Here is a 14,087-nt window from a genome sequence, read left to right on the forward strand (position 1 = left end):
ATCCCAACCTTCGTTCTGTCCGCCGCTTCGCCGGGAAGCCGGCGGGGTAACGCCCTGTGTTACACTTCCCATCCATATACCCCCGGAAAACGCGCCCCTGGATAAAAGGATCACCATGACGTTCAAGGCCCCGGACAGCCTGGCAGAGCAGATCGCCCACCACCTCGCGGAACGCATCATCCGGGGAGAACTCAAGGAACGGGAACGTATCCAGGAGCAGAAGGTCACCCAGACCCTCAACGTCAGTCGCGGCTCGGTCCGCGAGGCGCTGCTGATTCTCGAACGCCGCCACCTGGTGAACATCCTGCCGCGCCGCGGCGCCCAGGTGTCCGAACTGTCCCCGCAACATGTGGAAAGCCTCTACGCGCTGATCGTGCAGCTCTACATCCTGCTGGCGGAAAGCGTCGCCCGGCGCTGGCGCAGCGAAGCCGAGCTGGCACCGTTCCTGGCCATCCAGCAGCGCCTGCTGAACAACCTGGCGCAAAGCGATATCGACGGCTTCGTCGAGGCCAGCTTCGACATCATGCGCGCGGCCTTTCCTTTCGCGAACAATCCCTACCTGCAGGAGACCGTCGAAAACCTGCTGCCGGCGGTGAGTCGCGCCTACCACCTGGCGCTGGAGCGGCGCAAGGCGGAAATGAACCAGTTCCTCGGCAGTTTCGCCCAGCTCCTGCAAGCGGTGATCGCCCGTGACGAGGCGAGGATCCGCGAGGTCCTGCTGGAATACGGCCGCCACAACTGCCAGCTGGTGCTGGCCGCGCTCGCCGAACGCTGATGGCGACCCTGGCGGGAGCGCACGCATGCGCCTGAAGAGCATCAAGCTGGCGGGGTTCAAGTCCTTCGTCGATCCGACCACGGTGAACTTCCCCAGCAACATGGCGGCAGTGGTAGGGCCGAACGGCTGCGGCAAGTCGAACATCATCGACGCGGTGCGCTGGGTGATGGGCGAAAGCTCGGCGAAGAACCTGCGCGGCGAGTCGATGACCGATGTCATCTTCAACGGCTCGAATACCCGCAAGCCGGTGAGCCAGGCGAGCATCGAGCTGATCTTCGACAACGCCGAGACCACCCTGGTGGGCGAATACGCCCAGTACGCCGAGATATCCATTCGCCGGCGGGTCTCGCGGGATGGACAGAACACCTATTTTCTCAACGGCACCAAGTGCCGGCGGCGCGACATCACCGACATCTTCCTCGGCACCGGCCTGGGGCCGCGCAGCTACTCGATCATCGAACAGGGCATGATCTCCAAGCTGATCGAGGCGCGTCCGGAAGACCTGCGCAACTTCATCGAGGAAGCCGCGGGCATTTCCAAGTACAAGGAGCGCCGCCGCGAAACCGAAAGCCGCATCCGTCGGACCCAGGAAAACCTGGCACGCCTCACCGACCTGCGCGAAGAGCTGGGGCGGCAACTGGAACGCCTGCACCGGCAGGCCCAGTCGGCGGAAAAATACCAGGAGCACAAGGCCGAGGAGCGCCAGCTCAAGGCCCAGCTGGGTGCCGTGCGCTGGCGCGACCTGAACGAGCAGGTCGGTCAGCGCGAGCGGGTCATCGGCGACCAGGAGATCGCCTTCGAGGCCCTGGTGGCCGAGCAGCGTGGTGCCGATGCCGGCATCGAACGGCTGCGCGACGGCCATCACGAGTTGTCCGAACGCTTCAACCAGGTGCAGGCGCGCTTCTATTCGGTCGGCGGCGACATCGCCCGGGTCGAGCAGAGCATCCAGCATGGCCAGCAGCGCCAGCGCCAGTTGCAGGACGACTTGCGCGAAGCCGAACGGACCCGCCAGGAAACCGAATCGCACCTCGGGCACGACCGTACCTTGCTCGCGACCCTGGCCGAGGAAATGGCCATGCTCGCACCGGAACAGGAACTCAGCGCGGCCGCCGCGGAAGAAGCGGGCATCGCCCTGGAACAGGCCGAGCAGGGCATGCAGGCCTGGCAGCAGCAGTGGGATGCCTTCAACCAGCAGAGCGCCGAACCCCGCCGCCAGGCCGAGGTGCAGCAGTCGCGCATCCAGCACCTGGAGCAGAGCCTGGAGCGCCTGCTGGATCGCGAGCGGCGCCTGCAGGACGAGCGTGGCCAGTTGGCGGCCGACCCCGAGGACGCGGCGATCCTCGAACTCAACGAACAGGTGGCGATCGCCGAACTGGCCCTGGAAGAACTGCAATTGCAGGAGCAGGGCCAAGCCGAGCGGCTCGAACAATTGCGCCAGGAATTGCAGCAACTGGCCGCCGAACAGCACCAGGCGCAGGGCGAGTTGCAGCGCCTGAACGGTCGCATCGCTTCGCTGGAGGCCCTGCAGCAGGCCGCTCTCGATCCCGGACAGGGCGCCTTGGAGTGGTTGCGCGAGCAGGGCCTGGAACAACGTCCGCGCCTCGCCGAAGGCTTGCGTGTCGAGCCGGGTTGGGAACTGGCGGTGGAGACCGTGCTCGGCGCGGATCTGCAGGCGGTCTTGCTGGACGGCTTCGACGGGCTCGCCCTGGCCGGCTTCGGCAAGGGCGAGCTGCGCCTGCTCAGCCCCGCTCGTGGAGCCGCGACGGCGGCCGGTTCGCTGCTGGACAAGGTCCGCGCCGACGCCGACCTGAGTCCCTGGTTGGCCCGGGTGAAACCGGTGGAGACCCTGGAACAGGCGCTCGCCCAGCGCGGCGCCCTGGACGACGGCGAGAGCCTGATCAGCCGCGATGGCTACTGGGTCGGCCGGCACTTCCTGCGGGTCCGGCGCAGCGACGAGGCCCAAGGCGGCATGCTCGCCCGCGCCCAGGAACTGGAGGCGTTGCAGGAACGGCGCGAGGTCCTGGAAACCCGCGTCGCCGAGGGCGAGGAGCGTCTGGCTGCGGCCCGCGACGAGCAGCGCGAGCTGGAAGGCTCGCGCGAGCAGGTGCGGCGCCAGGTCCAGGAGGAGGGGCGCCGGCACGGCGAGCTGAAGGCGCAGTTGTCCGCGCAGCAGGCCAAGGTCGAGCAACTGGTACTGCGTCGCCGCCGTCTCGACGAAGAAGTGGCGGAACTGGCCGAGCAGCGCGCGCTGGAACAGGAGCAACTGAGCGAGGCGCGCCTGACCCTGCAGGAAGCGCTGGATAGCATGGCGCTGGACACCGAGCGCCGGGAAACCCTGCTGGCGGAGCGTGACGCCCTGCGCGAACGGCTCGACCGGATTCGCCAGGATGCCCGTACCCACAAGGACCATGCGCACCAACTGGCGGTGCGGGTCGGCTCGCTGAGGGCGCAGCACAATTCGACCCAGCAGGCTCTGGAGCGCCTCGACCAGCAGTCGGCGCGCCTCAACGAGCGTTGCGAACAGCTCAACCTCAATCTGGAGGAGGGTGCGGCGCCGCTGGAAGAGCTGCGCATGAAGCTCGAGGAGTTGCTGGAGCGACGGATGGCCGTCGAGGACGAACTCAAGCAGGCGCGGCTGGCCCTGGAAGACGCCGATCGCGAACTGCGCGAGGTGGAGAAGCGCCGCGGCCAGGCCGAGCAGCAATCGCAACTGCTGCGTGGCCAGCTGGAGCAGCAGCGCCTGGAGTGGCAGGGGCTGGTGGTGCGGCGCAAGGCCTTGCAGGAGCAGCTCGCCGAAGACGGCTACGACCTGCACACGGTACTGGCCAACCTGCCCCTGGATGCCAGCGAACGCGAATGGGAGGAGCGTCTCGAGAGTCTCGCGGCGCGCATCCAGCGTCTGGGGCCGATCAACCTGGCGGCGATCGAGGAGTACCAGCAGCAGTCCGAGCGCAAGCGCTACCTGGACTCGCAGAACGACGACCTGGCCGAAGCGCTGGAGACGCTGGAAAACGTCATCCGCAAGATCGACCGGGAAACCCGCAATCGCTTCAAGGAAACCTTCGACCAGATCAATGCTGGCCTTCAGGCATTGTTCCCGAAGGTATTCGGCGGCGGTACGGCATATCTGGAACTTACCGGCGAAGATCTACTCGATACCGGTGTGGCGATCATGGCGCGCCCGCCGGGCAAGAAGAACAGCACTATCCACTTGTTGTCCGGCGGGGAAAAGGCGCTGACCGCGCTGGCGCTGGTATTCGCCATCTTCCAGTTGAACCCGGCGCCGTTCTGCATGCTCGACGAAGTCGATGCGCCATTGGACGATGCCAACGTCGGACGTTATGCGCGATTGGTGAAGGAGATGTCGGAAAAGGTGCAGTTCATCTATATCACCCACAACAAGATCGCCATGGAAATGGCCGATCAGTTGATGGGCGTGACCATGCATGAGCCGGGCTGTTCACGGCTTGTTGCTGTTGACGTGGAAGAGGCGGTCGCATTGGCTGAAGCCTGAGTGTCAGGCAGTGTAAACTTGTGCATGGGCATGTTAGTTTAATGGCCACTTTTTGTATCGCGTGGGAAAGTTCTGTCAGAACAAGGTTGGCTCCACGTTTCAAGGGACAGGACGTCCTTTTTTCATTTTTTATTCACCATTTTCACTAGGGGCTACGGAATTACATGGATATCGGTCTGCGCGAATGGCTTATCGTTATCGGGCTTATCGTGATCGCCGGCATTCTCTTCGACGGTTGGCGGCGGATGCGGGGCGGCAAGGGCAAGTTGAAGTTCAAGCTCGACCGCAGTTTCGCCAATCTGCCGGACGACGACGGCGACTCGGCTGAACTGCTGGGGCCGGCGCGGGTGGTCGAGCATCGCGAGCCGTCCTTCGACGAACAGGACCTGCCCAGCGTCAGCGCCCGCGAATCCAAGGAGCGCAAGGGCGGCAAGCGCCAGGAAGAGCCGCGCCAGGGCGATCTGGACCTCGACGAGGGGCTGGCCCTGGAGGCGGACCCGAGCGATGCCGCCGAGCCGGTGGAGCCACGCAAGGGCAAGTCGAAGGGACGCAAGGAGAAAGAGCGGGAGAAAGCCCCTGCGGTCGCCGCCGAACCTGCTCCGGTCGACGAGGTGCTGATCATCAACGTCATCGCCCGCGACGAAAGCGGCTTCAAGGGGCCGGCCTTGCTGCAGAACATCCTCGAGAGCGGCCTGCGCTTCGGCGACATGGACATCTTCCATCGCCACGAAAGCATGGCCGGCAATGGCGAGATCCTGTTCTCCATGGCCAATGCGGTGAAACCGGGCACTTTCGACCTGGACGACATCGACAACTTCAGCACCCGCGCCGTGAGCTTCTTCCTCGGCCTGCCGGGGCCGCGCCATCCGAAGCAGGCCTTCGACGTGATGGTCGCCGCCGCGCGCAAGCTGGCCCACGAGCTGAACGGCGAGCTGAAGGACGAGCAGCGCAGCGTGCTGACCGCCCAGACCATCGAGCACTACCGCCAGCGCATCATCGACCATGAGCGCCGCAGCCTGATGCAGAAGCGCTGATCCGGCCACAGCCCCTTTCTTCGTGCGGGAGAGGCGGCGAACTACTCTATAGAGCAGCCGAGGCTGCTCTTTTCGTTTCACGGACTCCCACCATGACCGACACCCAGGCTGCCGCCGAACGCATCGCGCAACTGCGAACCGAACTGGACACTCACAACTACCGTTACTACGTGCTCGACGAACCGAGCATTCCCGACGCCGAATACGATCGCCTGTTCCGCGAGTTGCAGGCGCTGGAGGCCGAGTACCCGCAACTGCTGACGCCCGACTCGCCGACCCAGCGGGTCAGCGGCACTCCGGCCTCGGCGTTCGGCGAAGTGCGCCATGAGATCCCCATGCTCAGCCTCGGCAACGCCTTCGAGGAGCAGGACCTGCTGGACTTCGACCGCCGCGTACGCGAAGGACTGGCCGACCTGTTGCCTGGCGGCGACCTGCTCGGCGGTGGCGCGGAGGTCGAGTACAGTTGCGAGCCGAAGCTGGACGGCCTGGCCGTCAGCCTGCTCTACGAGCGCGGCCAACTGGTGCGCGGCGCCACCCGCGGCGACGGCAGCACCGGCGAGGACATCACCAGCAACGTACGCACCATTCGCAACGTACCGCTGAAGCTGCACGGCGAAGGCTGGCCGGAGACCCTCGAAGTGCGCGGCGAGGTGTTCATGTCCAAGGCCGGTTTCGAGGCGCTCAACGCCAAGGCCCTGGAAACCGGCGGCAAGACCTTCGCCAACCCGCGCAACGCGGCGGCCGGCAGCCTGCGCCAGCTGGATTCGAAGATCACCGCCAGTCGCCCGCTGGAGTTCTGTGCCTACGGCTTCGGCCAGGTCAGCGGGACGCTGCCGGACACCCAGGTGGGCATCCTCGAGGCGTTCCGCGGCTGGGGTATCCCCATCAGTCGCGAGCTGCGCCTGGTCAAGGGCGCCCAGGCCTGCCGCGACTACTACGACGACATCGGTCGCCGACGCGATGCGCTGGCCTACGAGATCGACGGCGTGGTGTTCAAGGTCAACCGCATTGCCTTCCAGCGCGAACTGGGCTTCCGCGCGCGCGAGCCGCGTTGGGCGATCGCCCACAAGTTCCCCGCGCGCGAGGAGCTGACCGAGCTGCTGGGCGTCGAGTTCCAGGTCGGCCGCACCGGCGCCGTGACCCCGGTGGCACGCCTCAAGCCGGTGCAGGTGGCCGGCGTCACGGTGTCCAATGCGACCCTGCACAACATGGATGAAGTCGCCCGCCTGGGCCTGCGCATCGGCGATACGGTGGTGATCCGCCGTGCTGGCGATGTGATTCCGCAGGTCATGCAGGTGGTGCTCGAGCGCCGCCCGGCGGATGCGCAGGCGATCGAGGTGCCCGAGCATTGCCCGGTCTGCGGCTCGGCGGTGGAGCGGACCCAGTTGGTCAAGCGCAGCAAGGGCAAGGAGTCGATCAGCGAGGGCGCCATCTATCGCTGCGTCGGCCGCCTCTCCTGTCAGGCGCAGTTGAAGCAGGCGATCATCCATTTCGTATCGCGCCGGGCAATGGACATCGACGGTCTTGGCGACAAGATCGTCGAGCAACTGGTGGATCGCGGGCTGGTCGCCTCGCCGGCGGATCTCTATACCCTGACCTATGAACAGGTGTTCGAGCTGGAAGGGTTCGCCGAGCTGTCCACCAACAACCTGCTGGCGGCCATCGCCGACAGCCGCAAGCCTTCGCTGGCGCGCTTCATCTTCGCCCTGGGGATTCCCGACGTCGGCGAGGAAACCGCCAAGCTGCTGGCGCGTTCGCTGGGTTCGCTCGAGCGGATCGGCAAGGCGCTGCCGGAAGTGTTGACCTACCTGCCGGACGTCGGCGCCGAGGTGGCCTACGAGATCCACAACTTCTTCGCCGACGAGCACAACCGCCAGGTGATCGCCCAGTTGCGCGATGCCGAACATGGCGTGCAGTTGCAGGAAGAGGGCGAGGTCGCCGCGGAGTTCGCCGCTTGTGCCTCGCTGGCCGGTTTCATCGACAAGCTGAACATTCCCTTCATCGCCGCCACCGGTGCGGAAAAGCTGGCCAGCCGCTTCGGTTCGCTCGACGGCATCATCCGCGCCGACTGGCTCGATCTACGCCAGGTGGAGCGTCTGCCCGAGCGAGCGGCGAAAAGCCTGCGCGATTTCTTCGACGAGCCGGCCAACGTGCAGCGTGCCCTGGCCATCGAGGCGCAGTTGCGTGAGTTCGGCATGCATTGGCAGAGCGAGCGCAAGGCGGTCGAAGGCCTGCCTCTGGCCGGGCAGACCTGGGTGCTGACCGGCACCTTGGAGGCGATGAGCCGGGACGTGGCCAAGGACAAGCTGGAAGGGCTCGGCGCCAAGGTGGCCGGCTCGGTGTCGGCCAAGACCCACTGCGTGGTCGCCGGGCCCGGCGCCGGCTCGAAGCTGGCCAAGGCCAACGAGCTGGGCGTGAAGGTGCTCGACGAAGACGGCCTGCTGAAACTGTTCGACGAGCACGGCGTCGCCCGCTGAAGCGGCGGCGCTGCTGCGAAAGATTTCCGAAGACTGGAGTTAACGATGGACAAGGCAAGAAAGCAGCGGTTGCTGGGCGTGCTCGCATTGGTGGTGCTGTTCGGCGCCTACGTGGGTTGGAGCGAGCGGCCGCGCATCCTGCTGCATTACAGTGGCCAGGCTTCGGCGCCGATCGCCTACAGCTACAAGGAGCAGGGCGTGGAAACCTTCTCCGGGGAGATCCGGCCCGGCCAGGTCCGCGAGTTTCCGGTGAAGCTGTTCGGCGGCAGCGATTACCGGATCGCCTTCTCCTTCCATCGCGGTGAGGAGAAGTATGCGTCGTTCAGCACCAAGCCGGGCTGGGGCACCCTGGACCTGTATGTCGATACCGAGCTGAGCGTATCGACCCAGCCGCCGCCGGAGGGTCTGATCCAGCAGCAATGAACCGCTTTCGCGAAATGGATTGCAAACGTAAGTGCTTGAAGTGGTTGTAACTTACGCGCAAGCCGGTAGAATGGCGCGGCCTACCCGAGGGTAGGCTGCAATGGTGGCCCTGTCGGTCCCCCCGCAACGATTACCCGTCAACCTGGTCAGGTCCGGAAGGAAGCAGCCACAGCGGGAACATTGTGTGCCGGGGTGTGGCTGGCGGGGCCGCCTCCATTTCGTAGGTCCTTAATTCTAAAGGACTTCCTCTCCTGAAAAACTCTGAGTGTGACAGCGCCCTGATACACCTGTGTGGTGCGCCGTAAGGGCGATTCTAGCCGTCCGCTTTTCTCTGATGTAGGTCGTCATACCGCTGAATCGCTGTAGAGCTGGTGCTCTGCTGTCCGTACCGAAGCCTTCGCTGCTGCCTTTGAGCTGGGTCAACTGGCGGGCTGTGCTTGCCAATTGCCAGTATCGACGCCTGTTACTACGATGAATGTGTTCTCAACAAGGAGCGTGACATGGAATTCGTAGAGCGACTGAATGCACTCTCAGCCAAGGTTCGACAGCAAGGCGGGGCGATCCAGACGGAGGAAGGCACCAAGACTGCCTTGGTGATGCCCTTCATAAACTCTGTGCTCGGCTACGATGTGTTCGACCCGTCCGAGGTGACGCCTGAATACATCTGCGACATCGGTACCAAGAAAGGCGAGAAGATCGACTACGCCATTCTGAAGGATGGCCAGATTCAGATTCTGATTGAGTGCAAGAAGATCGGTGAGCCTTTGCACATCAATCATGCCAGCCAGCTTTTCCGCTACTTCCACGTCACGAGTGCCCGAATCTCCATCCTCACTAACGGGCAGGTCTACAAGTTCTTCACGGACCTAGACGCTCCCAACAAGATGGACGAAAAGCCGTTCCTGGAGCTTGATCTGCTGGATGTTGATGAGCACGTATTGCCCGAGCTCCAGAAGCTAACCAAGGCTGCATTCGATGTTGATTCGATCATCAATGCGGCTGGGGAGCTGAAGTACGTGAGTCAGATCAAGCGGGAAATGGCCAATCAGTTCAATCAGCCTGACGACGATTTCGTGAGGTTTTTCGCTGCGCGCGTATACGACGGAATCATCACGCAGAAGGTGCGAGAGCAGTTTGGTGTTCTAACCCGAAAGGCTGCGTCTCAATTTCTAGGAGATCAGGTCAACGACCGCTTGAAGTCGGCCATGAGCGGTGCAATTCAGCCGGCGATCACGATGGCGCCCGCAGAGCCTTCCATGGCATCTCAGGCTGAAAGCAATACTGACGATGACCGAGTCCACACCACGCTGGAGGAGCTGGAGGGGTTTCATATCGTTAAGGCTATTGTTCGGGCTGTCGTTGATGCGAAGCGGATTGTGCATCGCGATACGCAGAGCTACTTCGGCGTGTTGCTGGACGATAACAACCGGAAGCCGATTTGCAGGCTTCACTTCAATCGTAGTCAGAAGTACATTGGCCTGTTCGACCAAGAGAAGAACGAAACTCGTCATCCTATCTCCTCCCTGGATGACATCTACACATTCGCAGATCAGCTCAAGGGCTCCATTGCTTACTACGAATGAGCTGCGTGCTGCTAATAGGAGCCCGCTGACTAGCGGGCTTTTTCATTTCCTGTATTACTTCGCCCCGTTCCTGAGGCGATACCAGTTGGCGTCGGGTGATGCCTTGTCGGCGTTAGGATGCTACTGGCGGGGCCGCCTCCATTTCAGGCCCGCCATTTTTCGCAGGCCGTCGACGCTCTCATCGGTAGCGCTGCAGTATCTCCTCGATCTCTCCGCTGCGTTTCATTTCCTCGAACGTCTTCAGTATCGCTTCCACCGGAACCTCTGCGGAATCCCGCACCAGGCAGCTCACTGCCGTTTCCTCGAGCTGCGCGGCTTCCTGGAGTGGCGGCTGCCCCGGCGCCTGGCGGTTGCTCCAGTGCAGCGACAGTTGATGGCTGACCGCGTAGCGGTAGCGGCCGGCGCGCAGCTTTTCCAGCACCAGGTCCTGGGTGCGCGCATCGTCGCGGCGCAGCCGGCCGATGTCGAACAGCGCTTGCAAGCGGGGATAGCTGTAGCCGAGGACGGTACCGATACGCTGGGCCGGCAGCGCCTCGGGAATCGGCGCGAAGCCTTCGCGGGCGACCAGGATGTCGCGTTGCACCAGCAGCGCGACGCTCCAGCGATAGCCGGGGAAGTCGTGGCTGAGCCAGGCGGGGCTGATGTAGCAGCGGACATCGATTTCGCCAGCGTTCATCGCCTGCTCGATGCGCCCGCGCGGGTAGGGGTGGTAGAGCGCCTTGCGGCCGACCTGCCGGGCAAGGGAGCGGGTGATGTCGTAGACGATGCCGTCGATCGGCTGGCCCCGTTGCAGGCGGACCAACGGCATGCTCCAGCTTTCCATCACCGAGAAGCGCAATGGCGTCGCGTCGGTCTCCGCGGCCGTCGCTGGCAGGGCGGCGAGCAACTGCAGCAGGAGCAGCGCCGGTGCGCCGAAATGAGGCATGAACGATGTCAGGGAAGGTAGAGTCATTGCCACCGACGAGGGCTGCTGAAGGGCCAGGGGAATTCTTAGCACGCAGTTTGCCAAGTCGGCGAGCGCAGAAGGGGTAAATTGCGCTAGCATTGGCCGACTTGTGCTTCCCTTCTGCGACGGTTTTCGATGAGTTATCAAGTTCTTGCGCGTAAATGGCGTCCCCGTTCCTTCCGTGAAATGGTCGGCCAGACCCATGTGCTCAAGGCTCTGATCAACGCCCTGGACAATCAGCGGCTGCACCATGCCTACCTGTTCACCGGTACCCGCGGGGTCGGCAAGACCACCATCGCGCGGATCCTGGCCAAGTGCCTGAACTGCGAGACCGGGGTCAGCTCCACGCCGTGCGGCGAATGCTCGGTCTGTCGCGAAATCGACGAAGGCCGCTTCGTCGACCTGATCGAAGTGGACGCCGCGAGCCGGACCAAGGTCGAGGATACCCGCGAGCTGCTCGACAACGTGCAGTACTCGCCGACCCGCGGCCGCTACAAGGTCTACCTGATCGACGAAGTGCACATGCTCTCGTCGCACAGTTTCAATGCGCTGCTCAAGACCCTCGAGGAGCCGCCGCCGCACGTCAAGTTCCTGCTGGCCACCACCGACCCGCAGAAGTTGCCGGTGACCATCCTCTCGCGCTGTCTGCAGTTCTCCCTGAAGAACATGCCGCCGGAGCGGGTGGTCGAGCACCTGACCCACGTGCTCGGAGCCGAGAACGTGCCCTTCGAGGATGACGCCCTGTGGTTGCTCGGGCGCGCCGCCGACGGCTCGATGCGTGACGCCATGAGCCTGACCGACCAGGCCATCGCCTTCGGCGAGGGCAAGGTGCTGGCCGCAGACGTGCGGGCGATGCTCGGTACCCTCGATCACGGCCAGGTCTATGGCGTGCTCCAGGCCTTGCTGGAGGGCGATGCGCGCGCCCTGCTCGAAGCGGTGCGCCACCTGGCCGAGCAGGGGCCGGACTGGGGCGGCGTGCTTGCCGAAATACTCAACGTGCTGCACCGCGTCGCGATCGCCCAGGCCCTGCCGGAAGCGATCGACAATGGCCAGGGCGACCGCGAGCGGGTGCTGGCCCTGGCCCAGGCGTTGCCGGCGGAAGACGTACAGTTCTATTACCAGATGGGCCTGATCGGCCGTCGCGACCTGCCGCTGGCGCCCGATCCGCGTAGCGGCTTCGAGATGGTGTTGCTGCGGATGCTCGCGTTCCGCCCGGCGGACGCCGACGGCGCGCCGAGGACGCCGCTAAAGGACCTGGGGATCAGCAAGGCCACGACTGATCCCGCCAACTCCCCCGTGGCCGGCGCGGCCTCGCCTGCGCCGGTCGCTGCCGTTGCTGCCGCGCCTGTCGTGGCTGCGCCCGTCGAAGCCCCGGCTGCCCCGGCGGCAGCGCCATCCGCGCCGCCGGCGGCGGTCGAGGTGCGCGTCGCGGAAGCGGTTGTCGAAGAGCCCGCCGCCGCGGCAGAGGTCGTCGACTTGCCCTGGGAAGAGCCGGCTCCGAGCCTCGCTGCCGAGCCCGAGCCCGAGCCCGAGCCCGAGCCCGAGCCCGAGCCCGAGCCCGAGCCGCTAGCCGTGGAGGCTCCCTCGGTCCCTCCGGCAGTGGCGGTCGAGGCGGTGGTGGAAACCGTTCTGGAAGCCCTGCCGGCTGCGTTGCCGGTAGCGCCTGACGAGCAGGACGAGCAGGACGACGAGCCACCGCCCGCGGACGACTACTACGAAGTCGACATGGATACCCTGGCCTACCTGGATGCCGCGCCCGAGCCTGACGTGGTCGTGGTGGAGGAGCCGCTGCCGGCGGCGAAGCCGGCCACCGGCCTGGCCGCGGAGTGGCTGGAGCTGTTCCCGCGGCTCGGCCTCGGCGGCCTGACCGCCAGCATCGCTGCCAACTGTACGCTGGTAGCCGCCGACGACGACCACTGGCACCTGCATCTCGATCCGGGCCAGAGCGCGCTGTTCAACGCCACCCAGCAGCGGCGGCTGAACGATGCGCTGAACCAGCACCTGGGGCGCACCCTCAAACTGGAGGTGACCCTGCAGAAGCCTGAGCAGGAGACCCCGGCCCAGGCAGCGGCACGCCGGCGTGCCGAGCGCCAGCGGGCGGCCGAGGCATCGATCGATGCCGACCCGTTGGTCCGGCAGTTGCGCGAGCAGTTCGCCGCGGTGGTCCGTGACGGTACCATCGAACCTTTGGAAGCCAAGGCCTGACCGGCGCTTGGCGCACGCAACAAGACGACATTCGAGGTGAAGAACATGATGAAAGGTGGCATGGCCGGCCTGATGAAGCAGGCGCAGCAGATGCAGGAAAAGATGCAGAAGATGCAGGAAGAGCTGGCCAACGCCGAAGTGACCGGGCAATCCGGCGCCGGTCTGGTCAGCGTGGTGATGACCGGGCGCCACGACGTCAAGCGCGTCAGCCTGGACGACAGCCTGATGCAGGAAGACAAGGAAATCCTCGAAGACCTGATCGCCGCCGCGGTCAACGATGCGGTGCGCAAGATCGAGCAGAACAACCAGGAAAAGATGTCCGGCTTCACCTCGGGCATGCAACTGCCGCCCGGCTTCAAGATGCCCTTCTGATCCCGCGTTCGTGCCGGGTCCGCCTTCTTCGGACGGCGCCCGGCAGCCATTCCCCTCCCTCTATCCGACGAGTCCTGCATGAGTTTCAGCCCGCTGATCCGCCAACTGATCGAGTCCCTGCGCATTCTTCCCGGTGTCGGGCAGAAGTCGGCCCAGCGCATGGCGCTGATGCTGCTGGAGCGCGATCGCAGCGGCGGCCTGAAGCTGGCCCAGGCGTTGACCGCCGCGATGGAAGGGGTCGGTCATTGCCGGCAGTGCCGTACCCTCAGCGAGGAGGAGCTGTGTCCGCAGTGCGCCGACCCGCGACGCGACGACTCGCTGCTCTGCGTGGTGGAAGGCCCGCTGGACGTATTCGCGGTGGAGCAGACCGGCTACCGCGGCCGCTATTTCGTGCTCAAGGGACACCTGTCGCCGCTCGACGGCCTGGGGCCGGAGGCGATCGGCATTCCCGAACTGGAAGCGCGGATCAGGGACGGAGCCTTCAGCGAGGTGATCCTCGCCACCAACCCCACCGTGGAAGGCGAGGCCACCGCCCACTATATCGCCCAGCTACTGGCCGGCCGCGGCCTGACCTTGTCGCGTATCGCCCATGGCGTGCCGCTGGGTGGCGAGCTGGAGCTGGTCGATGGCGGCACCTTGGCCCACGCCCTGGCCGGACGGCGGCCGATCTCCTGAGCCCTGTGCCTCCCGTGTCCGTAGGAAGGGCGGCCTATACGCCCTCGCCGATGGCCAGTTTCCCGTATTGAAAACCAAGCAAG

10 protein-coding genes and 1 other RNA gene are annotated in these 14,087 nt (G+C 64.9%); 10 read left to right on the forward strand and 1 reads right to left on the reverse strand.

Annotation, left to right across the window (positions count from 1 at the left end; translation table 11 throughout):
- The first annotated feature begins 115 nt into the window (after window positions 1–115).
- From AC4OR5_RS17140 to AC4OR5_RS17170, 7 genes are all read left to right on the forward strand, one after another.
- The gene (locus AC4OR5_RS17140) at window positions 116–775 is read left to right on the forward strand and encodes a GntR family transcriptional regulator (protein WP_003087224.1); all 660 of its coding nucleotides are present in this window, start codon (window positions 116–118) and stop codon (window positions 773–775) included.
- 25 nt (window positions 776–800) lie between these two features.
- Entirely contained in the window at window positions 801–4,289 is a 3,489-nt protein-coding gene (gene smc, locus AC4OR5_RS17145) for a chromosome segregation protein SMC (RefSeq protein WP_031636342.1), read from the forward strand.
- Between the two features lie 164 nt (window positions 4,290–4,453).
- Window positions 4,454–5,323 carry a cell division protein ZipA gene (gene zipA / locus AC4OR5_RS17150; protein WP_058161181.1) on the forward strand — a complete coding sequence of 290 codons (870 nt, stop codon included), beginning with the start codon at window positions 4,454–4,456 and terminating at the stop codon, window positions 5,321–5,323.
- Window positions 5,324–5,415: 92 nt separating this feature from the next.
- Window positions 5,416–7,800: an NAD-dependent DNA ligase LigA gene (gene ligA, locus AC4OR5_RS17155; RefSeq protein ID WP_058161182.1), complete on the forward strand. Its 2,385-nt coding sequence runs from the start codon at window positions 5,416–5,418 to the stop codon at window positions 7,798–7,800.
- A 45-nt stretch (window positions 7,801–7,845) separates the two neighbouring features.
- On the forward strand, window positions 7,846–8,223 hold the full coding sequence (locus tag AC4OR5_RS17160) for a hypothetical protein (protein ID WP_003083354.1): 378 nt from the start codon (window positions 7,846–7,848) through the stop codon (window positions 8,221–8,223).
- A gap of 110 nt (window positions 8,224–8,333) precedes the next feature.
- An RNA gene (gene ffs, locus AC4OR5_RS17165) (signal recognition particle sRNA small type) lies at window positions 8,334–8,430 on the forward strand.
- Between the two features lie 293 nt (window positions 8,431–8,723).
- On the forward strand, window positions 8,724–9,806 hold the full coding sequence (locus AC4OR5_RS17170; protein ID WP_003133016.1) for a type I restriction endonuclease: 1,083 nt from the start codon (window positions 8,724–8,726) through the stop codon (window positions 9,804–9,806).
- Window positions 9,807–9,984: 178 nt separating this feature from the next.
- On the opposite strand, the gene AC4OR5_RS17175 is transcribed toward AC4OR5_RS17170, so the two are convergent.
- Window positions 9,985–10,851 carry a substrate-binding periplasmic protein gene (locus AC4OR5_RS17175; protein WP_023657576.1) on the reverse strand — a complete coding sequence of 289 codons (867 nt, stop codon included), beginning with the start codon at window positions 10,849–10,851 and terminating at the stop codon, window positions 9,985–9,987.
- Between the two features lie 36 nt (window positions 10,852–10,887).
- On the opposite strand from AC4OR5_RS17175, the gene dnaX reads away from it, so the two are divergent.
- The 3 genes from dnaX to recR all read left to right on the forward strand — a co-directional run bounded on the left by dnaX (window position 10,888) and on the right by recR (window position 14,004).
- Complete coding sequence (gene dnaX, locus AC4OR5_RS17180) at window positions 10,888–12,957, forward strand: DNA polymerase III subunit gamma/tau (protein WP_034026239.1); 2,070 nt, start codon at window positions 10,888–10,890, stop codon at window positions 12,955–12,957.
- A 45-nt stretch (window positions 12,958–13,002) separates the two neighbouring features.
- Window positions 13,003–13,329 carry a YbaB/EbfC family nucleoid-associated protein gene (locus AC4OR5_RS17185; RefSeq protein WP_003087236.1) on the forward strand — a complete coding sequence of 109 codons (327 nt, stop codon included), beginning with the start codon at window positions 13,003–13,005 and terminating at the stop codon, window positions 13,327–13,329.
- 78 nt (window positions 13,330–13,407) lie between these two features.
- A complete protein-coding gene (recR, locus tag AC4OR5_RS17190; protein ID WP_003087237.1) occupies window positions 13,408–14,004 on the forward strand; it encodes a recombination mediator RecR in 597 nt (198 codons plus the stop codon).
- Window positions 14,005–14,087: the final 83 nt, after the last annotated feature.

The sequence above is a fragment of the Pseudomonas sp. YA1 genome (assembly GCF_058680555.1).